General features: G+C 52.2%; 17 protein-coding genes. 13 read left to right on the top strand and 4 right to left on the bottom strand.

The genetic code is table 11. The annotated features are described in order from the left end of the window. Window positions 1-337 precede the first annotated feature (337 nt). From J1782_RS03055 to J1782_RS03015, 9 genes are all read left to right on the top strand, one after another. Complete coding sequence (locus J1782_RS03055) at window positions 338-1,927, top strand: Hint domain-containing protein (RefSeq protein WP_217152392.1); 1,590 nt, start codon at window positions 338-340, stop codon at window positions 1,925-1,927. A gap of 4 nt (window positions 1,928-1,931) precedes the next feature. Further along, the gene (locus tag J1782_RS03050; protein WP_217152391.1) at window positions 1,932-3,683 is read left to right on the top strand and encodes a hypothetical protein; all 1,752 of its coding nucleotides are present in this window, start codon (window positions 1,932-1,934) and stop codon (window positions 3,681-3,683) included. Further along, a complete protein-coding gene (locus J1782_RS03045; RefSeq protein ID WP_217152390.1) occupies window positions 3,680-5,116 on the top strand; it encodes a hypothetical protein in 1,437 nt (478 codons plus the stop codon). Before J1782_RS03050 ends, J1782_RS03045 begins: the two co-directional genes overlap by 4 nt. A gap of 21 nt (window positions 5,117-5,137) precedes the next feature. Further along, a complete protein-coding gene (locus tag J1782_RS03040) occupies window positions 5,138-7,288 on the top strand; it encodes a hypothetical protein (protein ID WP_217152389.1) in 2,151 nt (716 codons plus the stop codon). A gap of 67 nt (window positions 7,289-7,355) precedes the next feature. Then, window positions 7,356-9,191, top strand: a complete 1,836-nt coding sequence (locus tag J1782_RS03035) for a hypothetical protein (RefSeq protein ID WP_152326673.1) — start codon at window positions 7,356-7,358, stop codon at window positions 9,189-9,191. Window positions 9,192-9,200: 9 nt separating this feature from the next. After that, window positions 9,201-10,859: a hypothetical protein gene (locus J1782_RS03030; protein ID WP_152326674.1), complete on the top strand. Its 1,659-nt coding sequence runs from the start codon at window positions 9,201-9,203 to the stop codon at window positions 10,857-10,859. A gap of 10 nt (window positions 10,860-10,869) precedes the next feature. Continuing rightward, the gene (locus J1782_RS03025; RefSeq protein ID WP_217152388.1) at window positions 10,870-12,792 is read left to right on the top strand and encodes a hypothetical protein; all 1,923 of its coding nucleotides are present in this window, start codon (window positions 10,870-10,872) and stop codon (window positions 12,790-12,792) included. Next, the gene (locus J1782_RS03020) at window positions 12,776-14,197 is read left to right on the top strand and encodes a hypothetical protein (protein ID WP_217152387.1); all 1,422 of its coding nucleotides are present in this window, start codon (window positions 12,776-12,778) and stop codon (window positions 14,195-14,197) included. The genes J1782_RS03025 and J1782_RS03020 overlap by 17 nt, the downstream gene beginning before the upstream one ends. 191 nt (window positions 14,198-14,388) lie before the next feature. Then, on the top strand, window positions 14,389-14,835 hold the full coding sequence (locus tag J1782_RS03015; RefSeq protein ID WP_217152386.1) for a hypothetical protein: 447 nt from the start codon (window positions 14,389-14,391) through the stop codon (window positions 14,833-14,835). A gap of 111 nt (window positions 14,836-14,946) precedes the next feature. On the opposite strand, the gene J1782_RS03010 is transcribed toward J1782_RS03015, so the two are convergent. The 4 genes from J1782_RS03010 to J1782_RS02995 all read right to left on the bottom strand — a co-directional run bounded on the left by J1782_RS03010 (window position 14,947) and on the right by J1782_RS02995 (window position 18,945). Then, entirely contained in the window at window positions 14,947-15,990 is a 1,044-nt protein-coding gene (locus tag J1782_RS03010) for a hypothetical protein (RefSeq protein WP_217152385.1), read from the bottom strand. Between the two features lie 210 nt (window positions 15,991-16,200). Next, window positions 16,201-17,640: an aldehyde dehydrogenase gene (gene aldA / locus J1782_RS03005; protein WP_152326679.1), complete on the bottom strand. Its 1,440-nt coding sequence runs from the start codon at window positions 17,638-17,640 to the stop codon at window positions 16,201-16,203. A 216-nt stretch (window positions 17,641-17,856) separates the two neighbouring features. Further along, window positions 17,857-18,675 (bottom strand): HTH-type transcriptional activator RhaS, encoded by an 819-nt coding sequence (rhaS, locus tag J1782_RS03000; protein WP_152326680.1) that lies wholly within the window; start codon window positions 18,673-18,675, stop codon window positions 17,857-17,859. A gap of 51 nt (window positions 18,676-18,726) precedes the next feature. Further along, the gene (locus J1782_RS02995; protein ID WP_193333159.1) at window positions 18,727-18,945 is read right to left on the bottom strand and encodes a hypothetical protein; all 219 of its coding nucleotides are present in this window, start codon (window positions 18,943-18,945) and stop codon (window positions 18,727-18,729) included. Window positions 18,946-19,075: 130 nt separating this feature from the next. Between J1782_RS02995 and rhaS (J1782_RS02990) the strand changes: the two genes are divergently transcribed. The 4 genes from rhaS (J1782_RS02990) to J1782_RS02975 all read left to right on the top strand — a co-directional run bounded on the left by rhaS (J1782_RS02990) (window position 19,076) and on the right by J1782_RS02975 (window position 23,670). After that, window positions 19,076-20,068 carry a rhamnose ABC transporter substrate-binding protein gene (rhaS, locus tag J1782_RS02990; RefSeq protein WP_104925188.1) on the top strand — a complete coding sequence of 331 codons (993 nt, stop codon included), beginning with the start codon at window positions 19,076-19,078 and terminating at the stop codon, window positions 20,066-20,068. A gap of 67 nt (window positions 20,069-20,135) precedes the next feature. Beyond that, window positions 20,136-21,650: a sugar ABC transporter ATP-binding protein gene (locus tag J1782_RS02985; RefSeq protein ID WP_217152384.1), complete on the top strand. Its 1,515-nt coding sequence runs from the start codon at window positions 20,136-20,138 to the stop codon at window positions 21,648-21,650. Beyond that, entirely contained in the window at window positions 21,647-22,660 is a 1,014-nt protein-coding gene (locus tag J1782_RS02980) for an ABC transporter permease (protein ID WP_217152383.1), read from the top strand. Before J1782_RS02985 ends, J1782_RS02980 begins: the two co-directional genes overlap by 4 nt. A gap of 44 nt (window positions 22,661-22,704) precedes the next feature. Next, window positions 22,705-23,670, top strand: coding sequence for an ABC transporter permease (locus J1782_RS02975; protein ID WP_152326813.1), 966 nt, complete (start codon window positions 22,705-22,707; stop codon window positions 23,668-23,670). Window positions 23,671-23,692 lie beyond the last annotated feature (22 nt).

Genomic DNA, 23,692 nt, shown 5'->3' with positions numbered 1-23,692 from the left:
GTCGTTCATGACAGTCTCTAAATATAAGAAACACACTCCATTACGGAACGCATTCTTACATGAAAATTTGAATTTACTTAAAAAACGGCTTTCCTGTTGTTCAGGAAAAGTCGTGTTAAATAATGACTTCACTTTGCAACTTTTGAAATATTAAGGTTCGCCGGATATTGCCTGACGGGTAATCTGGTGCACTCACACCCCACCAGGCTAAAATAATTCGATTGCTATTCATTAGTGCATTTAATTTTTAAAGAATTATTGCATAACTCGCAATGGCAGAAGTTCGTTACTGCCATTTTCATAGCCTTGTGTCTGAAGTTTATTGGGTGCTGAATTTATGACTACACAAAATTATACAGCCGATGAAAAGAGCGTTGTAAAAAATGTCATCAACAACTATGGCAATAAAGGCGTTTTTATTATTGATCCGGGAAATACTCTGCTGGTCAATTTTTATGACATTCAGTTAAAGCTTTCCGGTTTAGCCTACGCGAATTCCCGTCAATTCTCCCAATGTTGGGAAAACGCAAAAAAACTTAAAGGCAGCACCGGCCAGTTAAGTCAGGCAGCAAATGACTCTGTCACTCCGGTATACAGTATTGTCCGGGTTGACTCTACCGATGGAAAAAATTATCGCGCGGATGCCGTGGGTTCTCTTCCTGTTTCCGCCAACAATGTGACGCAAACGCTGGGATTATTTGACGGTGATGCCACCAATGTCGGCCCGGTAAAATATACACAGAATTATGTGAATGCCGCGGATTGTGTTATCGGTGCTGAAGGGGTATATCCGGACAGTGATAAAAAAGCTGATTTCCCGGTCACGGTGATTTATACCTTTGCGCAAACCATCAATAACATGACGGTCTACGGCGCTGAAATTATTACCACGCAGAACTACCCTCAGGAAATTTATAATGAATCTCCACAGACTATTCATAATCCAAACGAAATAAAAATTTGCTTAACGCGCGTGGAGGCCGACTGTGACTACAGCCAGCCCTATGAGGGCGGGGGCATCGTCAGTGTCCCGGTCAAAGGTTATATCACCTACGGCGGGAATATTGATGTCAGTGGTGGCAAACCCGTTAACGGGATGAGCAGTATCTACCTGATACGCACCCGCGCGGGGGGTAACCCGATTACGCCTTATCCGGGATTTGATTTTTTCGACCCCAAAAATTCAACCATCGCCGGCAATAACATCAAATGGGACCTTAACTGGCTAAAATTTAATAAGGTCGATTTTGATTCCGGCGAAATGGTTTATTATGTTTTTAAACTCATTCTTTCCGTCTCAGGAAAAAGCATTGCAGCCTTTATCACTAATGCCCCTAAAGATATAGTCCCCGGTCAGCAACTTTTAAATACGGTCACAATAAAGCCGATGAAAATTGTTTACGGGTGCCTGCATGAAAACACCCAAATAACGATGACTGACGGCAGTGAAAAAATAATTTCAGCGATGAGAATGGGAGACCGGGTGAAAACCGTAAATAATGGTGAGCTTACCGTTGAAAACGTCACCACCGGGCAGGAACAGCATTGTATAAAAATAGTCGCACAGGCTGCGGACAATAAAATACTCAGCGTGGTCGCCAGCCCCGGACATCCTTTTATAACCTCGTCTGGTGTAATTATTGCGCGGGAGCTTAAATCTGGCGACAAACTTTTAACACTGACGGGTGAAAGTATTGTTATCGATATTCAACCGCAGCCGGATGAAGCTACGGTATTTAACCTGCAACTGTCTGGCGAAAAACGCGATGAAAATGTGCTGTACGCTAATAACATTTTGGTTGGCGATATCCAGATGCAAAGATTTTATGAAGATGAATATTACCGGAGACCTGAAAACATTCTGAGCCAGTTACCAGAAGAATGGCATGAAGATTACCAAAATCATCTCAACGTAATGGGTGAATAATATTATGTACGAAGGATATCCGGACTTTCAGAACATTATAACAACAGCTACGCAACGCTTTATCGGGACGTATCAGCAAAAAGCAGCCTATTTTCTGTACCCGGAATCCCTCGGTATTCAGGCGGCGGAGCCGTTACCGTTTTCTCTGGATATTGTCCGTAGTACGAGTGCAGACAGCATTTATGGTTGGCTGAGTTTCACGACTGAGCTTGAGTATGCCAGCGGGCAAAGCCTGGAAGATTTCAAAAAACTGTATCCGGGTAAAGCGGTGAACATTTTGCCTCTGGTCTCGGGGAGCCTGGGATTTGACGTGCCGGTTGAGTATCACAGCGATCTGCGGGCGCAGAGCTTTGATGCCACGTGGTATTCGGCGCAGTACATCCAGTTCATTATTCTGCTTAATTCAGCAAGCACTCAGCTGCTTGAGGATACGATCCTCGACAAAATCATCGGGTTTAATGCCCGGCTGGACGGTTTTGTAGAAGGGGTATCACCTCGCCTGCCCTATTCCATCGAATTTGATCCCCGTGCGCTGATGCAGGTGTTAACCGATAACGTTCCGGGAACCGTTACCGCTGACGGCACCCGGGTGGCGTTTGGCTATGAGCTGTTAACGCAATATCTGTACCAAAATATCCGTCAACTGCCTCTGACGATCGCCCCGGCGCTGCCGGTGAACGATCTCGCCGCGATTCGAATGTTCTGTCAGGCCTTCCTTGACCGGCTCTGTAACCTGGCAGGTTCACCCTGTGCGGGCCCGGCGAACAGCAATGTCGCCATGATCTGCCTGGCGTCGCAACCACAAAGCGGCAGGGTGATTTTCATACTTGATACCGTCGTGCTGAGCCTGCGCCCTTTGAGCTTTTTACTCGATCCCTTCAGCGCTGCGCAGCAAATTGCCAAAAAGTCGCCCGACACGATAATTCACCGGGTCACTCCGCCCCCTATGCCAGAAGACAAACGGGCGATCGACGTTTTTTACACGCCACCGCCAGGGCTGGGTGCGGGCGTTTCTATCGATATTCAGCTGACGCTGCCGGCCGGTAATATTTATCCGCAAAAACAAACACAAACGCAGGCTCTGACGCCGGATAAAAGTCGCGTCACCTTCACGTTTTTTAACAGCTCACTTGGCGTAAGCCCCTTCTTCTATCAGGTCCGCGTGAATTATTTTCACGGGGGAAGCTGGCAAACAATCTCCGGTGATCCGTTGCAGTGCGCGGACCGCTTTCTGGTGCTGGATCCCACGTCGTTACCCTGTAAGTTCCTGACCCTCAGCCTGGATGAAGGTTTTGCCCGCCAGAGCATAATCAGCGGGACTTATCATTCTGGCGGCGTGGATCAGAACCTTAAATTAACCTCTGACGCGCCCGATTTCAGTTACCCGATCCTCTGCGGCAATACGTATGCCGACGTGGAAGCCCGTCAGATATCCGGGGAAGGCGTGGTTCCGCTGCCCGGGCCAGTCACTCTGTCCACCACACTGGGCGCATACAGTTTTCCGCAGTTTGGGGCGCAACTGGCGCGCATCACGGTGAATCTGCCGGACGGCGTCACTGCGGCAGAATTCGAGTTTGAGCCGCAAAGCCTGATGCCTGCCACAAAATATAACTTCACTCATCTGCATAACACATTCGACTACAAATGGACGGTCACCTCTATTTATGCCAGCGGTTTTCGCTACAGATCTGCTGGTGGCCCGTGGTCAGCCTATGTAACCGGTAATCAAACAATTGATTTTAAAGGTGAAAGATGAACACTGAATATTTAAACCCTGAGCAGACGCTACAAAACTTCTTTCTGCTTGGCCGGGACTTTGCTTTCCATGATCAGACGCTGCCACCGGAGGCCTACACCTATGGCAGCTTTGCCCCTCAGGTCGTGCTGGATACTCCCGGAGGTCAGATCAGCGCGTTGCATTTACTGACCAGCCCCGGCGGGGGAATGGCGACCTTCGTCGCTCCTGCACAGCCCGCAGATACCCCGGCGTTAAAAGCGTATATCCGGGAACATTTCATCCCGTCGCCGGGCGAGATCAGTCTGATCCAGGGCGATGTCCGCCAGTCCCTGTTCCTGCGTTTTGTCCATCAGCCCGAAGCGGACAGTTATGACGTTGAGTTTGAGCAATCCCGGATGGCGCTGACGCATAGCGAAAGCGGGGTTCTGGACGACGCTATCAGAGGCGATAAAAACAAGGTTTACCTGCGGGTCCGCAGCCAGTTCAGCGTCAGCAGCCGCGCGGCGGCACGGATGGAAACGGACTGGGTTGCATTTCTGACGCTGGCGTTCAATGAAGATGCCCGTGAGCCGGAGACCATTGCCCTCCTGCTCAACCAGCAGATCGATGCCGGTGTGATTACCCTGGACGAACAGTTTGATAATGCACCTTCAGAACAGACCCGCGAACGGGTCAGGAATTCTCTGGTAGAAACGGCGTCGCTGCTGGTCAGTAATACGCTGCGAAATATCCATTCTGTGGATGAGATCCCGACCAAAATCAGCTACGACGTCAGCTACAGCAACAGTGTGCCGCAACAGTATTTGCTGACACAGCAACAGGATATCGCCGTGCTGCTGGGCACGTTGCCCGCAGAAAGCATTATCACGTTTACCCCGACGCCGCTGCCTGAACCCACCCGCCCTGACAAGCCGGTCATCACGCGTGAATGCCGGGTTAGTCTGGGTTTCAACCCGGCCGGTTTCAACATCATGTCGGTTGATCTGGTGTACGCAGATGAGCAGACACCGATGCCGTGGCCCAATTTCACACCGGTCACGCTGAAAACCGAATCGGACATCAGCACGATCACGCTCCGGGTCAAATTTGCGGATTACAGCGACTACGAAACGCAACTTCGCTGGCAAGACGACATTGCCCTTACGCCGCAGGAACTGGGTTTTTACAGCGTCCTGTTTGATGCCGAAGACCTGAAATCCAGCTTTAAGTCGGTCAAAGGCAGCGCGACCTACCTGCCCGCGGGCCCGGCAAAAAAACAATCTTTTAGCTTCTCATTTTCCACAGAACCCACGTGGCAGGCCAGCTGGTGGGTCAACGCCCATTTTGCCGGTCTCAACGGCCAGATTGAATACAGCTGGAGTGGAAACCTGAAATCGCTGTTCCCGAAAACCTACGACTCTGGCCGCCTGAAGGCCAGTGTCAGCCCCGTCAAACTGCAATACACCAAGTGATATAAACAAGAGGAATGCCCTATGTTAACCACCGCTTTGCAGCAGTCGATCAAAATCCCAACGGATAAGTATCTGGGCGAAACTGAATATATCTGTACCTGTTACGGCGACAGCCTGGACAAGAATACGTATTACGTCGTGCCCGAAATCCCGGTATTTGTTGCCCGCGACGCTAACAGCCCCAGTTTCATGTTCTATAAATATCGCGGCGAAGACATGCAAGGCGGTTATGCCCAGTTTACCGTGATGCTTCCGTTGCCTCCCGATGATCTGCAAGCCAAAATCCGCGCTGAACTGTTTGGCAATATTCAGGGCCAGCTGACGGCGAAATCCACCCTGATTGTCACCTATGTTAAAGCCGAACAGGCTTCGGCAGCGGATCCGGAAAACCAGACTAAAAAAGCGGCGATGGACGCTGCGCTGAAAAATACCGGCCTTGACACCGATCAGGCCAGCAAATTTGTGTCGCTGTATGACAGCAGCAAAGGCAATGACCAGTTTCTTCCTGAGCTGATGCCGGAAGAAGCACAGAAAATTAAGCTGTTGCAGCCTAACTACACCTCGGCGCAGGCCACATTAATTCTTGATGACAATGAAAAATTCTACCGTCAGATCCCGACGCCTTTATCGCCATCAGGTTTAGGCGATAACAGAACCGTTTTCGGGCTGACACTGACCGGCGAAGGCGCCACCCTGTTTGAAAATGTGCTGGCGGGCACCGATAAAAACTCAAGTGTCGGCGTTCGTTTTAACTTCAATCTGGACGCTTCCCTGCCTGCGGCCAAAGTAACGGTGAGCTACGACAGCGAAATCACCAAGTCGGTCACGCAAACCATCTCTTACCATACGTGGTCGGCAGATGAGAAAAAGATTGAACGCGAATACATTGAGAAAGGGGCCATTAAAATTGATGTTCAGGTCGGGCTGACCGCGGCAGAAATGGGGATGACGGCCGATCAGTACATCAAGTGGAAAGAGGGCCTGACGGCATGGGGGCAGAAACAGGTTGAGCAAATCTTAAGCAGTCAGACCGGCCTGGACATGAGTCTCGATATGCTAAATGACGCGGGTAACTTTGGTAAATTCCAGGAAAGCCTCAAACAGACCAAAAGTTTTACCCGTGTTTATGACGAAAACTCTGTCGTTTCCTTTGCCATCGCACCGCAAACCCAGCTGCCGTCTATCCAGTCCATCGTGGGCGAAGCGAACCTGAAGGATTATTTCAAAGAGTACGACCTGAACGATCCGTTCTATCAATTTATTCAGCCTGAGTTCTATGTCACTCAGGATCTGGCGACCTATAACATCGCCAATATTGTCGTGACGGCCATCTACGACAAAGACAATCAGAGTACCTTGCAATTTAACCCTAAAGATATGGATCCGAAAAAAACCGGCAAATGGTTTATCAAGCCGGAGCTGGGCCGCGCGTTTAAATATTCCTACACCGTTAACTTCAGCGGTACACAGGCCAAACCCTATCATTCCGGCGATATTCAGAGCGACAGGGATCTGATCATCTCCATTAACACCGCACAGTGTGGCGTCGTTTACGCCGATATTTCTACCCTGCTCGACCCGCTGGGATGGAAAGTCTTCAGCCAGGTGGTGGTTAAAACGCGCTATTCCGATCCCGATAAGGGGGTTGATCTTAAAACCACCAGCCAGGTCGTCAGCGAATCCGCACCGCCTAAACCGTTCATTTATCCCATCGGCACGACCGTGGATAAACCGATTTATTATTCTGCCGATTACTACGCCATCAATGGCGACAGCCTGACCTACATTCCCAATGGCGTTGAGACCAGCCCGCAATTGCCGGGTTATGGCCTGACGCAGGGCAATCAGATCCTGATCCCTAACGCCCTGCCTAAAGCGCAGAAGTACACGGTTATCTTCCAGCCAACGCAGAAAGACGTCACGCTGATCACCTATGAAATGACGGTGAAATACCCGAAATGGGACTTCAGTGAGTCGCAAAGTATTGCCATCACCGAATTCGACAGTAAGTCGATGACCCAATATCTGACCTTCAATCTCATGCAGGCAGAAGCGGGCAATGAACCGGAAATAAGCTATGTCTCGACCGTGTATTTCGGTGACAAAGGCGAAGAGAAAACGAAAACAGATAAGGTATCGAACACCACGACAATTGTGGTGGTGAAGTTCTGATGCTCTGAAATAACACAGGGCAATCTACGTTGCCCTGTTTTTACTTCCGTCACGCAGGATTGCCGCGATGAATAATCAGATCATAGTGCAAAACATTTGTTTTATCCGTGCAGACCCGGACAGACCTGTTTATTTTTACTGCGCCGCAGCGCCGGGCATTATGGTCACCCGCGACGATCAGCCCGCGGTCCAGCTACAGATTTTCAGAAACAGCAGCGAACCGGCCACCGTTTATTATGCCAGCTTGTCACTGCAAACTTTATTAGCCAGCAGCCCCGAAGCCGCGCGCGCAGCGGCAGATGCCAGCACGGATATCCCGCGCGATGCGGTGCTTTTGCCCTTGCAGGCTATTTCCTGCAGCGCGACGCTGAATATTCCCGGTTTCATTACCGGACAAACCAGTAAGACGGCGTTAAACGACCAGCAAAATTGCTATCTGCTGGCCAGGCTCGGCCCGCAAGACAATATCGCCCTGCTGACCAGCCTGATGGCGAAGCCGGAAACGGCACCTGTCACGGTCAGCTACAAAATCGATTATCTGCAACAGCTGCCGCCCGCAACTTTTGAACTGGAGGCCAGCTGGGACAAAGTTTATGAGTTCCTGCAAGAATCGATGGGCTTCAACCTGCTGTTTTTTTCGGTCGATATCGAAAATACCTCGTCACGGCTGATCACCGATAAAATCGTGACCATCAAAGTCCGCGACACAGATCCCGACAAACATATCGCGCAGGCCGGTGCCGAACTGACGCAGATCCTGCTCAGCGAATTCTTTACCCCGGTGTTTGCCGATCTCCCTGCGCAACCCCGGCCACAGGCCGGTTTTTATCTGCAGCGGGTTTCTGTTAAAGACATTGAGCAGCGCCGTTTGAGCGGAAAACTGAGCGAAACGACGGTGGTAAAACGCTCGGTTTATCCGCAGGCTTTATTCAGTGAACTGGTCAAAGGCACGGACTATCAGGCCGGCCGCGTGATCACGGAAACGGATCTGCAGGATGATTTTTTTGCCTCCCGAAACGTGCAGATAAACTTACTGACGCCCGAGCTGGACAGCAATATTCAGCTGGTGATGGCGCGCCTGCGTTATGGCGACAACGTCCAGCAATATGCCTTCCGTAAAGGCGACGTTCTGCCCAAGCATTTCAAAGCACCGAGCATTACCGACCCGAAAACGGGGAAAATGCTGTGGCCCGTCGGGTACGATTTTATCGTCTATTTTAATAAGCCTTTTGGGAGCGTGACGTCCGTCAGTTCCGGCGATCTGCAAACTGAGCTGGACGACATTTATCTGGATCTCGATTCCGTTTATGCCCGCTATGATTTTCTTATCCGCGCAGCAAGCCAGTTTAACTGGAACTGGTATCAGTCGGTTCTGGTTACCGTGCGCTGCCGCCACAGGCTCTTGCCGGGCCCCATCGTGTCAAAAATTTTTCAGATCACCTCCACGTCCCGGGAAGAAGATTATCCGGTCACGCTGCCGGACCCCGATTTGTATCTCTTTGACGTCAGCAAGGAGTACAGCAGTGAGGTCAATTCGCCGCATTTATCCGCCGTGCTTGATGAGCCGACCAGCCAGGATATCTCGCTGTTCTCCTCGTTGTATCACCAGCGGGTATTAACACTTTCCGCCAACATGGACTGGCAGGAGGTCGAAAAAGTGATCGTGTCGGTCAGCTACCCTTATTCTCCCACTGACGAGAATGCCTGCCTGCAACAGGTCTTTCAATTTACCGAAAAAGACGCCGCCATTCAGCGTTTCAGCGCTGATCAGCCAGACCCTGCGCGGCTCACCGTCAACCTTGATATCTGGTTCACCTACCAGGATGGCAAAGGCGGTGATCACCCCGAGTACGTCCAAACCGCAACCGTTCAAGACAGTATCAATATCGCCAACCTCATTTAAGGAAACGCCATGTTATTACTTAGAGAAAGAACACAAACCATCAACAACATCACCTTCTTTGCTGATGACTCCGATGACAAGCAGTTCTGGTATTTACCCGGTGATATCCATATCGCGGAAAATGATAAAAAGCCGGTATTTTCATTGATTAAATACACCGGCGACGGCAGCGGTCAGCAAGGGGGCTACATCAACTTCGAGGTGAACACGTCCATTGATGAAGATGTACTCAACAACGCATTCCAGGAGTACCTGAGCAAACTCAAGGTGGATCCGAAAACGGCGCGCAAAACGCAGGTGATGTTTGACAAAGGCACGGTGAATTTCTTTGTACTGGGTGCGGAAGGGACGAACGGCGAGCTAATCAGCGCCCAAAGCCCCAGCCTTTTTGGCAAAAACAGCGCGATCTTCAGCGCGAAATTAACGCCGGAACAAGCGGTGATCCTGGAAGCCGCGTTTAATCAGGCGCAGGCACCGGCCGCCGTGGCGTACAACCTCAGTTTTACGGGCATCACGCCAGCCTTAAAAGTGGAAGTCGAAGCCAAGCTCGAAAGTCTTTATAAAGAGTTTGATCTTAAATTTGGGGCCAATATTCCGATCCCGGTCGAAACGCCCGCCAGCTTCTGGCTGGGTTTTGACAGCGTCATTAAGAAGCTACAGCAGGATCAGAAACTGATCATCAAAGTCACTGAAAGTATGCCAGGCGATCAGGCGGAAAAAGAAAAGGAATGGGCGTTGCAGTTTGTCAAAGAAGAGATTTTGAAAAGCTTCTTTACCGCTTCGCTGAGCCCCAACGATGACAGCAATACTCAGGCGAAATCGGCCAGTTCCTCCATTCTGGATTCCCTGATCGCCAGCGACAAAAAAGAGGACGAAGAAGGCGGAAAAGGCGGGCTTTTCCCCAGCGCATCACTGGAGATAAAAATGGTGCGCATCGAAGAGACGAAAGCGCTGAACTTCAACTACATCTCGTCACAGGCGATCACCCAGGCCGCGGTGCCGCAAAACTTTATCGGCAGCGATATCCTGCGGGCGAAGAAGGTTCCTCCCTACTTCATTGAAGTCAACGTTAACGATCCGTTCTTCCAGAAAATTGACTTCACCGTGCTCGGGCCGGACGGATTTGATGAATACGGCATTAAAGCCGCGAGCTTCAAAATCGGCTACAACAATCAGGTGTATACCGCCCCGCCGTTCACCGCCGACGACGGGACATGGGGCAAGAATATCTCCCGGAGTAAAAACACCAATGAACTGTTCGATATTCAGAGCGAGTTTATTTTTAAATCCGCCGCTGCGTCCGGCTGGGAAGGCAGCAGCAGCTACCAGCCAAAATCACAATCGGCTTCAACCTTGCTGAATCTCGATCCCGGCTCAGTGCTGACATTCAATGAAATCTCCATCTTTCTGGACAAGAAATTTTCGTGGGAGAATTGCAACCAGCTGATCGTCGAGCTGGCTTATACGGACGATAAGCAGAGCAAAAAAAGCAAAAAGTACACCTTCAGCGAAGATAAAAGCGAAGCCCAGACCTTTAAATACCGTTGTCTGACCGAGAAACCGTGGAACGTTAACTACAAAATCACGTACTTCTTAGTCGGCGGTAAGACAACGACGCTTGATGGCAGCGAAAACCCGCCCGCTATCGTTATTCCGGCAGTAGCGTAGGCGACAGACAATGGTCGAACTTAACACCGTAATCCCAGTGGCATGGAACGCCCTGGTCAACGCACTTTGCCGGGAAGCGCCTTATCTGCGGGCAACGCTGACCGCGGAAATTGCCCGTTTCACGCAGGCACGTCTGGCATCCGGCGGTTTAGCGACGGCTTTTAATACCAGCCTGCTGGCCTACAACGGCTGTCCGCTTGAATTTACTGTTTCGACGTCAAAACCGCAGGCGCTTGCCTGCACTCTGGATCCCTTTTTACCTTATTACGCAGAAGATCGCCGGATAGACGCGTTTGCCCGCCATTACCGGCAGATAGTTGCGCCGGTTTCGCAGAATGACGCTGACATTCGTTTTGATGCGGCAGCCATAATGCAAAACCAAAGCGCGCAACCGCTGCGGTTTGGCTCCTGGCTGGGGCGAAAATATACGCCTGAAGGGATGAAAACGAAGATCTATTCCGAGGTGCAGTCCGGTGGTTTTGACGAAACGAACTGGCCCGGCGCGATGGAGAATCTCTCCCTCGCCGCCTGCCGGGAAGCCGGATTGTCATTGCTGATGACCGGCGAATATCCGCAGCAATCCGCCTCGCCGCGTGAGTATTACTTCCAATGGCATAGCGCGCACATCACGCACGCTGACATTGCGGCGGTCATGCGTTTTTTTGACTGTGAATCGCTTTGGCCTGCGCTGAAGCCCTTGCTGGAGCAGGCCGTACAACAAACCCTGAACGGGCAGGTTTTTCCGGCGACAACCTACGGTTTTAGTCTGGTTTATGGTCAGGATGCAGAGCCTGCAAGCTTCACGCTGTTTGTGATGGCGGCAAGTTTCTTTGGTGATAATCAGCGGGTTTTCCCCGCAGTTCAGAACCTGCTGACGCAAAATGACCACCAGCTGCCTTTACTGCAACGGGTGGTTACTGAGCAAATTCCCATACAGTTCAACGTGGTGGGCTTTTCGGTGGACAGGCAGGAAAGCCGTGCCATCAGCTGCACTTTCAGCCCGCAGAATAGTCATTTTGAGACATTGCCGGTCAGACCATCGCCGCCGTCAGTACACACGCCCCGGGTCAGCCTGAAAGCCTTACTGGCGCAACAGTCTGCCAGCGGTGCTTTTGTGTCGTATGTCAGAACACCCGACGGGCGCTGGCATCAGGATGAAAATGCGTTTGTGACCGCGCAGATCTTACGCACGCTGGAGCACACCGCGCAGACGGCTCCTTACATTGAAAAGGCGCTCGGTTTCCTGACAACCTGTGAAACCCGTCCGCACCATTTCAGTTTCTGGCCAGCCGCCGCCCATCCTCAGTGGATGGCGAACCTGAAAATCTGTGCCGATATTGATGACACGGCCATTATTACCGAACTGCTTTATAAATCTGGCCGACTGTCGCTCGCGCAGGCCCGGCAGACGCTTTCTCATATGAACAATTATCAGGTACGGAAAGTGGATCCCCGCCTGAAAGCCGCGCAAAACCAGTGGGCTGAGTGTCAGAGCTTTTATACCTGGATGCACGATGAGAACGAACTCTCTCAGCTCGATTGTTGCGTCAACACCAATGCGCTGATTTTGCTGCACAGGCTGACGGATGAAGGCAGTCCTCTGCCGCCCTCTTATCCGCGCATTATTCAGATGCTGAATCAGGCGGTGCAATGGAGCGGCAGTGACTTCGACCGGCTCAGCGCATTAACCCCGTATTACGCCCACCCTGCGGAATGGCTGGCCACACTGATTTACGCCCGACAAGCGGGGATCCCGCAACTCACGCCGTTGATTAATGCACTTTCCTGCTGGCAATTGCCCGCAGGACAACGGGAAAGCCCGCTTTATCGCCGGCATGACGGGCGCTATCTCTGGACGTCTCCCTGCCTGAATCAGTTCAGATCTCTGGCTCAAACTGAATATGCTGAGGAAAACCATGAATATATTTCTTAATAACCTGGTGGCGCTGAACCAAATTATTTTGCAAAACGCTCGCGAACAGTTCCCGGTTGCAGAGGGAAAACACCTGCGCTACCGGGCTGCCCAGGCGGTGCTGGCCGATGCGCTGACCGCCAAAGTGTGTACCGAAATCATCTCAGGAGAAACCCGCTACGAAATTGCGACCAGCACCGACGGCACAAGCTGGAAGATGATGCTGAACTTCGCGCTGAGCCAGCCGGTTCCGCAAACGCCTTATGTTGTGCTGAGCTTCAGCACCTTCGGCAATGCCGAAGAACTGGTCTTTGACAAAGTGATGGAGACTGAAACGGAAAATGTTTATCAGGCAGAGCTTGAGCTGAACGAGCTGGCACAGCGTGATGCGTTGCTGCGCGCCTTGTCTGATTTTGATGCGCAAACCACGCTGGTCGTTGCACTCAAAACCGATCACAGCATTACCAATACGATCACCGATCCTAAAGTTTTCTACTTCGCGGAAAACTACTATCCGTATATTTATCAGGGCATTCTGCCGCCACCCGCCCGACTGCAACTGAAACTTCTGCCGCTGGTTTTTCAGAATGTGACCTACAACTATTATCAGGACTATGTTCTCCAGAATTACCTGTATTACCTGCCTGATACCTTTGAGGTTGGTCTTGGCACAGACCTTAAACCGATGCTCTCATTTTCATTTTCAGCCCCTGATAACGCCACGAAACTGGATCAGGTCACCGTCACGATGGACTACTTTTTACTGCCTAAGGTGAACCAGGCGCGGATTGCCAACGCCAGAGACCAGTTCACCCCGAAACATCCTGACGGAAAACTGATCCCGTTTGCCAATGCCGATACGCTGGCATTACAGCTGGAATTGCCCGCGGGTAAAACAGAGGAAAAGAAGGCGCTGATTAACCTGCAGAGCGGCGTCGCAGATTCGTTCACCCTGCCGGTCAGTCAGTTTGTGACAATCTGGGATGCTCTGTTTTCAAAATCACCGCAAAGCCTGTTACTCAAAGGGGAGCTGGAGGTTCAGTTCAAGGGATTCAATCCCGATAAATTGCCGGTGAAAATTGCGCTGGATGACAAATATAAGGATAAACCGCTCGATTTTATTACACAGTCCACGCCCGTGGACATTTCCAATACCCTTACGTTCAAAAGTGATCCCCAGGCCTACAGTTCGTCCGGGCCACGTCCGATCGAGCGTATGTTAGTCAATATCGGGAATGAAACTTTCGAATTGAATAAAACGAATCCGGATCACGACGCCATCGTAAAAGTATCGGTCATTGATCTCATCCTGCATCCGGATAAAAAACCCGTATATACCTATGACCTGCAAATTCGTTACGTCGACGGAGGAAAAGTGGAGCGTAATAACCAGACCACCACGTTTGAGATTATTTATGTGCCGTAATGAAATACCTGTAAAGGGCTGAATGCCGTCAGTTTAAATATCACAATCAGGAGATGCCTATGCCCGAAATCTGATATGAGAATAAAGATTCTGTACAAATTATTTAGCGTTAGATTCCCGAAGCAGATGATCTGTTTTGCGATCTGTCCTCGGCCATTTTTTGTGAAGTGACCTGTGCAGATTTCCTGCATATGTCTTTAAAACAATCTGTTAGCGAGGTTCAAATGAAACAACATTATATGCTCGTTATTGCTGCTGGTTTGCTGGTTTCCGCGTCATCTTTTGCAAAAGTTAACGACGTGCCTAAAGGGGCATTAGTAGTCCGTTACGGTGCGGCTAATACGGATGCGAATTACGCCAGCCAGGATGGATATCCGGGCACCTTACAAAACGTCTCGGCCTTATGCTCTAAAGCGAATTCCGGCGTTGATCAGGCTAAAGTCGAAGCGTTAATTAAAACGGATACCGGCAGATCTAAAGATTTAAAACAGGCAGGAGGCACCAATGCGTCCACGCTGGTTAATAAAAATGCCACGGTGTCCACGGATCCGCAGCCGGGTAACCCCAACCATTGCATAATCAGTAATATTGAGTTGAAAAATATCAAAGGTGCATGGCAAATGTTTGCGCTTAAATAAGCAGACTAAATCAGGCCCGGTAATATTTTATGCCTGTTTTGCAGGAAATATTTTTCCGGGCCAGATCCCTGCTGAGTTGTGGCAGCCATTTCCGGCGCTGCATATAAAAAGTTATGCTTTTCGGGTGTACGCGATCATGTGGGATAGCGCGTACACCACGCAGCCGAGGAAGGCGGCGGGGGCGAGGCTGTCATAGAGATGTCCCGGCTGGGCGCCGGTATACAGTATGACCGCCGAAACGGCGATCCCCATCATCGCGCCGGGAATATGGATCCAGCGGGTTAAACGCTGTTTTTGTGCTTTGTAGGCGGCGAATTCCTGATTCGTGCGATCCAGCGCCTGGCTCAGGCGTTCGCAATCTTCTTCGTTATCGCGAACGCGCTCTGCCAGACGGCTATTTTCTTCCTGAATTTCCGCGAGCTGCTTTTTCAGTTTCGCTTTTTCACTCTTCGCGTTCTGCCCTTCGTACTCTTCCAGTTTCAGACTGGCACGCAGTTGCGTGACTTTACGGTTAGCCTCAGCCGTCAGTTCTTTCTGCTGACCGAGCAAGGCGTAATTACCGTCGGCACGACGGTTAGCCGCGTGGCGTTTGTCTTCTTCCCCGGTCACCTGCTCCTGAAGCCTGTCGCGGGCAGCGGCCATCGCCGCCATCTGACTGCCCATATAAGCGACAAGATTTCTGGACTCTTCCAGCTCGGCGGAAACTGAATTCCCGGCAGTTTGCTGACGTGCGCGCATCAGCGCCAGTTCGTCAGCGTGCTGTTTTTTCTGTATTTCAGCCTGGCGCAGCAGTTCGCTGACCCGCGTATTCAGACGGTATAATTCTCCTTCCAGTCGCTGAACGTCTTCTTTATTCCCGCTGCTGGTTTGGTTGCGTGCAACGGCCAGTTCATGGGTCAGACTGCGCACCTGCTTTTCCAGTGATGCCAGTTTTTCGAGCGTGACGGCGGTGTCTTTAAAAACGGTTTTGACTTTGGCTTTATCGCCTTCAGCCCGGCTTAAACTGACGCCTCTGAGTGCGCTTTCCACTTCGCGGGCGATAGACGTTTTATCCATTGCCTTCATCCGGTTGCACGCGCTGGCCAGAAAAGTGGCCGCTTCATTGCTGTTACCGGTGCCAAAGGCTTGTTTGATAAGGCTCTGTATCACGCTCATTTTGTCGTGCTCGCTCGCAGGATATATTCAGGACACGCATGATGCAGACCTTAGGTGCATCAGATTCTAATTACTCATTGTATCAGATAGGATTTGTTTTATTTATCGAAGTTATTTTAAGCGGATGTTTTGAAGGATTAATGGCCGTAGTCTTGAGATACAGAAAGCCGGAACCCGGTTTCCCCCGCTCCGGCTGTTTTCATGCAGAAATTAATGGAATTGCAGATATGCGACGTGGGTTTGCAGATATTCCTGCAAGCCGTGTTTGCCGTCTGCGCCGCCGACGCCGGATTTACGCCAGCCCGCATGGAACCCCTGCATCGCTTCAAAGTTTTCGCGGTTGATATAGGTTTCCCCGAACTTCAGCTGTTTCAGCGCTTTCATCGCGGTGTTGATATTGGAGGTATAGATAGAAGACGTCAGACCATACTCGCTGTCGTTGGCCATCGCGATGGCTTCTTCCAGCGTTTTGAATGTCGCGACCGGCAGCACAGGGCCGAACACTTCTTCATGCATGATCGGCATATCCTGTTTTACATCCACCAGCACCGTCGGCTGATAGAAGAAGCCTTTGTCGCCGTGACGTTTGCCGCCCAGCAGCACTTTCGCCCCCTGCGAGACGGCTTTCGCCACTTTGTCCTCGACGCGTTTTAACGCCGCACCGCTGATGAGCGGCCCCATATCCAACTCTTTTTGTTCAGCGGTATTGCCGAAGGTCACTTTTTTCATCGCCACGCTGATCCGCGAAATGAATTCGTCGTACACACCTTCCTGCACGTAAACACGTTCCGCACAGTTACACACCTGCCCGGTGTTGATCACGCGTGAGCTGACGATGGCTTTGACCGCCAGATCCAAATCCGCGTCATTCATCACAATGGCCGGGGCTTTCCCGCCCAGTTCCAGCGAGACTTTGGTAACGTTCTGCGCCGCAGCGGTCATGGTAGCGATACCCGCCGCCACGCTGCCGGTCAGGCTGACCATCCCGACTTTCGGGTTGGCGGCCAGTTCCTGCCCGACAACCGGCCCGTAGCCGGTGACGATATTCAGCACGCCCTTTGGCAGACCGATTTTGTGGATGATTTCTGCAAAAATAATGGCGTTGTTTGGCGTGATTTCACTCGGTTTGATCACGATGGTGTTGCCGGTGATCAGTGCCGGTGCGGCTTTACGGGCAATCAGAAAGAACGGGAAGTTCCACGGCAAAATACCGGTGGTCACGCCGATGGCTTTGCGAAACACAAAGATATTTTCGTTTGGACGGTCACTCTGAATGATTTCGCCTTCGTAACGGCGCGCCCATTCGGCCATGTAATCGAGATAATCGGCGGTAAACAGCACTTCGGTTTGCGCCAGGCCGTAGGTTTTGCCGCCTTCCGCAATAATGGTTTCTGTCAGTTCGGCTTCGCGTTCGCGGATCCCGGCGGCGATTTTGTGCAGCCACACGCCCCGTTCCACTGCGGGCAACGCTTCCCACCCCGCTTGCGCCGCTTCGGCAGCATCAATGGCTTTTTTCGCGTCTTCGGCAGAGCCTTCAGGGATCTGCGAAATCACCTGTTCTGTGGCCGGATTGACCACGTCAATCCACTTACCGCCGGTGTTTTCAACGAATTCACCGTTGATGTACATACGTTTTTGAACTGTGCCCATGTCAGAAATCTCCAAAGAACGGATAGAGGGATGATGAACGAGTTGTTAAAAAATAAGCTCTTTTTTGTAAAGTTCTAACAGCCTGTTCTATCCGTGACGTTTTTACCTTTCCGTGATTGCCAGTTGGTTTTGAGAAATGGCAAAAATGTCATGATCGGTCTGCACGACATAACATTTTTGAAAATTGAGCATTTGTGAAAGGAATATGCCGGGTAGTTACTGACGGACGTGGCGGGGTGCATACCCAAATTCGCGCTTAAAGAGTGTAGAGAAATAATTGCTGTCGCAGAAACCGCACTGATGCGCGATGTCCGTGATCGAGCTGTCGCTGAAACGCAGCATGTTGCGCGCATTGAGCAGCCGCAGGCGGTTAAGATAATTGAGCGGCGTGCAGCCGGTTTGCTGTTTCATCTGACGGTGTAATGTGCGAAGCGACATCGAGAATTGTTCCGCCAGCACCGGCCAGTTGATCTCTTCGTCATAATGCTCGTTCATCCAGTCCAGCAGATTATTCAGGTCGCCACCCTGCCCGCGATACCCGACGTCACGGCTGCCCTGACGCAGCAACAATAAAAGCTGCATGAAATACAGTTCCTGCTGGGCCTGGGATTCCGGCGTCTGACTGACCGTTTTACGCGCCAGCAGGTCGATGAGCGTTTTAGCCTGCGTCACCTGGTTCGGGCTGATGCGCCAGTGCGCCGGATAAATGCCATCGACTTCCTTCGGCAGTAAATCACTGACCCCGTTGAGGAATCGAAACGCATTCGGGCCACGGTACAGAACGTTGGTCAGATGCAGATTGTCGGTATCTTCGTAAAGATGGTGATCGCAGTGGCGCACAAAGCAGACGCTGCCTGCACTGAGGATCAGCGGATGGTCATTAAAAACGTGTGTCCCGGTGCCCTGTTCGACCAGCACAATCTCGTTGAAATCCTGGTGATGATGTTCAGGAAAAGTTTCCTGCGGGTAACGGGGTTCAATGGCGACCGGAAAATCTCCTGAAGGGAAATATTCACTACTGCGTAACACGGTCATTTCCGACTCCTTATTAACATTATCGTAATATCTTAGTCGTCACTGACGCCGTCATCGGGCTGAAATTGTGATCTGCCAGCCGCTTTTGAACAAAACCTTTCTTTCCCGGCACAATCTTGCGCAATCCGGCGTATGACGCAGGTTTACGCCCTCTTTCAGTGCGGTTTTTCCCTGCCCGAAATCGGTTTTTTTCGGGGCATTTCCATGGGTCGAAACAAGATTGTTATCAATTTGTGAGGTTGTTCTCTTAAACCTTTGCAGCTTTGCCATAGTTAGCGCAGAACTGGCACTCGCGGAAAGGTCAGATCCTCAGCAACCTCCTAGAGTCGTGATCATGCGCCTGGCGCGTCGGCAATTTTTGGTCGTTAAACTTTATGCAGACTTATGCGGAGTACAAACAATGAAATTAAAACACGTACTGAGCCTCACCCTGATCGCGAGCAGCATCCTGCTGGCAGGCGCGGCATCGGCAGAAGTGAAGATTGCGCTGGTGGCAAAGTCACTGGGCAACGGTTTCTTTGAAGCGGCAAACGTTGGCGCGCAGCAGGCAGCGAAAGAGCTGGGTGATGTGAAAGTAATTTACACCGGCCCGACCACTACCACCGCCGAAGCGCAGATTGAAGTGCTGAACGGCCTGATTGCACAGGGTGTTGATGCGATTGCGGTTTCCGCCAATGACCCGGACGCGCTGGTGCCTGTGCTGAAAAAAGCCATGCAGCGCGGCATTAAAGTGGTGTCCTGGGATTCCGGCGTCGCCAAAGAGGGCCGTCAGATCCACCTGAATCCGTCCAACAATGCGCTGATCGGCGAAACCAACGTCAAACTGGCCGCCGATGCACTGAAAGCGCTGAATGTCGAAAAAGGGGATGTCGCGATCCTCAGCGCCACACCTACCTCGACCAACCAAAATCTGTGGATTGCCGAGATGAAAAAGGTGCTGCCAAAGTATCCTTCCGTCAATCTGGTGACTGTGGCGTATGGCGATGATTTGTCGGATAAAAGTTATCGCGAAACTATCGGCTTATTGAAATCTTATCCGGATCTGAAAGTGATTATTTCTCCGTCTTCCGTCGGCATCGTGGCGGCCGCGCAGGCGGTGAAAGATCAGGGCAAAATCGGCAAAGTTTACGTCACCGGCCTCGGTCTGCCGTCTGAAATGGCGGGTGCGGTGAAATCCGGGGCGACCAAAAGTTTTGCCATCTGGAACCCGATTGATCTTGGTTACGCGGCAACCTATCTGGCCGACGATCTGGTCAAAGGCACCGCCACCAAAACCGAAGCCAGCATGGGACGTTTAGGTAAAGTGAAACTGGACGCGGACGGCAGCGGCGCGATGGCTGAACCGTTTGTTTACGACGCCAGCAACATCGACAAATTCTCGAAAATATTCTGATCCTGACGGCGGCTCATCGTTTTTCGGTGAGCCGTTTTGTTGTACTTAGCCAGACAGGGGAAACGAAATGACAGATTCCACGACTCCGCTGTTGTCATTACAGGGCATCAGCAAGGTCTTTCCGGGCGTCAGGGCGCTGAATAACGTGCATGTGGATTTGTATCCGGGAAAAGTAACGGCCCTGATTGGCGAAAACGGCGCGGGTAAATCCACGCTGGTGAAAGTCATGACCGGCATTTATCAGCCGGAAGAAGGCGAGCTGCGCTATAAAGCGATTCCGATAAAACTGCCCAATCCGGAATCCGCGCACAAAGTCGGTATTACCGCCATCCATCAGGAAACCGTGCTGTTTGATGAGCTTTCCGTGACCGAAAATATCTTCGTCGGCCACTATGTTTACGGCGGGATTTTCAAGCGGCTGAACTGGCCGGCGATGCATCAGCAGGCGCGCGATATTCTGACGCGTCTGGAAGTGAACATCGATCCGCATGCCATTTTGAAAGAACTGAGCATCGCGCAACGCCATATGGTGGCGATTGCCCGCGCGCTGTCGTTTGATGCACAGGTGGTAATCCTCGACGAACCGACGGCGGCGTTGTCGCAGCATGAAATCGTGGAGTTTTATCAGATTGTCGAACGCCTGAAACATGAAGGAAAAGCCATCCTGTTTATCTCGCACAAGTTCGACGAGATTTTCGCGATTTCCGATTACTACACGGTGCTGCGCGACGGCAGTTATGTCGGCTCCGGCAAAATCAGTGATATCAGCGAGCAGCAGATGGTCACGATGATGGTCGGGCGCGAAGTCAGCCAGGCGTATCCGAAAGTGAACTGCGAACCGGGTGAAACGGTGTTGCAGGTGCAGAATCTCAGCCATCCGACCGAATTTGCGGGCATCAGTTTCTCACTGCGCAAGGGCGAAATTCTCGGATTCTACGGGCTGGTCGGCGCGGGACGAACCGAGCTGATGCAGGCGCTGTTTGGCGTGACGCAACCGGGCGGCGGCAAGATTCTGATCCACGGCAAAGAACATCATTTCACCCGCCCTTCTCAGGCCATCCGCGCGGGAATCGTCTATGTGCCGGAAGAGCGCCAGAATCAGGGCGCGATCATCGATTTGCCGATCAGCCAGAACATCAGTTTGCCGCAGCTCAGTCAGCTCAACCCGCGCGGCGTGCTCAATGATAAAAAAGAGTGGGCGCTGGCCGATGATTATGCGCGCCGGTTGCAGGTGAAAGCTTCAAGCTGGAAACAACCGGTGGGCACGCTCTCTGGCGGTAATCAGCAAAAAGTGGTGATCGCAAAATGGCTGGCGACGCAGCCGGACATTATCATTCTCGATGAACCCACCAAAGGGATTGATATCGGTTCAAAAGCGGCGGTACATCAGTTTATGTCCGAGCTGGTCGGACGCGGGCTGGCGGTGATTATGGTGTCTTCCGAATTGCCGGAAGTCATGGGCATGGCGGACAGAATTATTGTGATGCACGAAGGGCTGATGGTGGCGGAATTCAACGCGGGTGACGCGACCGCCGAAATGATTGTCAGTGCCGCCAGCGGCGCGGGCGAGGAGGCGGCATGATCAAGAATTTACTCAAGTACCGTGAGCTGTTGCTGGCGGTGGTGATTGTCCTGATGGTGCTCGGCGTCGGCGCACGCTCACCGGAGTTTATCGGCGCCGGAAACCTGCTTGAGATGTTCAACGACACCTCGATTCTGATCATCCTGGCGCTCGGCCAGATGATGGTGCTGCTGACCAAGGGCATTGATTTGTCGATGGCCGCCAATCTGGCGCTCACCGGCATGATTGTTGCGCTGATCAACTTCCATCACCCTGACATTCCGGTGTGGTCGCTGGTCGTGCTGGCGACGGTTCTCGGCCTGATCATGGGCGCGGTTAATGGCCTGCTGGTCTGGAAAGTAGGGATCCCGCCGATTGTGGTGACGCTGGGCACCATGAGTATTTATCGCGGGATTATTTTCCTGCTCTCGAACGGCGGCTGGATTAACGCACACCAGATGAGCCCGGATTTCCTCAGCCTGCCGCGCGCGCCGTTTCTTGGCCTGCCGCTGCTCGGCTGGTGCGCGATTGCCGCGCTGATTCTGGTGGCGTATTTCCTGCGCTACAGCCGCACAGGCCGCGCGTTATATACCGCGGGCGGCAATGCCACGGCGGCGTATTACACCGGCATCAACGCGGGAAAAATGCAGTTCATCAGCTTCTGCCTGTCCGGCGCGCTGGCGGGTTTCTGCGGATACCTGTGGATTTCTCGTTTTGCCGTCGCCTACGTGGACGTCGCCAACGGCTTTGAATTGCAGATTGTCGCCGCCTGCGTCATCGGCGGGATCAGCACCATGGGCGGCATCGGTTCAGTGGTGGGCTGCCTGCTCGGCGCGCTGTTCCTCGGCGTCATCAATAACGCCCTGCCGGTGATTGAAGTGTCGCCGTTCTGGCAGATGGCCATTTCGGGCGCGGTGATTGTTATCGCGGTGATCCTGAACGAACGCGGCAATAAACGTAAAGGAAGACTGATTTTACGCCATTCTCCTTCCGTCCACGCATCAGGATCTGAATCAGAGGCCAGATCATGAATAAGACCTTAACTTCGCGCACGCCTGCACGGGAAAGTGTGCCGATGGCCGTGACGCCCTTCTTCCGCCGCCTGATGTGCTGGGAAGGATTTTTGCTGGTGGTGACGCTGCTGGTGTTCGTGGTGAACGCCCTCGCCTCGCCGTATTTCCTCAATATCTGGAATCTGTCCGACGCGACGTTCAATTTCACGGAAAAGGCCATCATTGTTCTGCCGATGGCGATGCTGATTATCGCCCGTGAAATCGATTTATCCGTCGCCTCCACGATGGCGCTGAGTTCCACCATAATGGGATTCTGCGCGCAGGCCGGTCTGCCGACACCGGCGCTGGTGGGCGTCGGGCTGAGCGTGGGATTATTGTGCGGGCTGATTAACGGGCTGCTGGTAACGCGCCTGAATCTCTCATCGATCGTGATCACCATCGGGACCATGAGCCTGTTCCGTGGCATCACGTATGTGCTGCTCGGCGATCAGTCACTGAATAAATATCCGGCCAGCTTTGCGTGGTTCGGGCAGGGTTATGTCTGGGGGCCGCTGTCGTTTGAGTTCGCGTTATTTCTGGTTTTGGGCGCTGTCTTTTACTTCCTGTTGCACAAAACCAACTTTGGCCGCCGTACCTACGCCATCGGCAATAATCCGGTGGCGGCCTGGTATTCCGGCATTAACGTGAAGCGCCACAACCTGACGCTGTTTGTGCTGGTCGGCGTGATGTCCGGGCTGGCGGCGGTTCTGCTGACGTCACGGCTCGGCAGTACGCGCCCGACGCTGGCGCTTGGCTGGGAGCTGAGCGTGATTACGATGGCGGTGCTCGGCGGCGTCAGCGTGCTGGGCGGTTCAGGCAGCATGACCGGCGTCATTATTGCCGCCTTCCTGATGGGTCTGCTGACCTTCGGCCTCAGCCTGCTGAACGTGCCGGGGATTGTGATGTCAGTCATCGTCGGCGCGATGCTGATTGTGGTGATTTCGCTGCCGGTGCTCTACCGGAGGCTGATGACAGCGCGGGGGAAATAGCGTCTGGCCTGCACTCCCCGCC

The organism is Rahnella sp. BCC 1045, from assembly GCF_019049615.1.
Lineage (GTDB): Bacteria > Pseudomonadota > Gammaproteobacteria > Enterobacterales > Enterobacteriaceae > Rahnella > Rahnella contaminans.
This window is presented reverse-complemented; position numbering and strand designations above follow the sequence as displayed.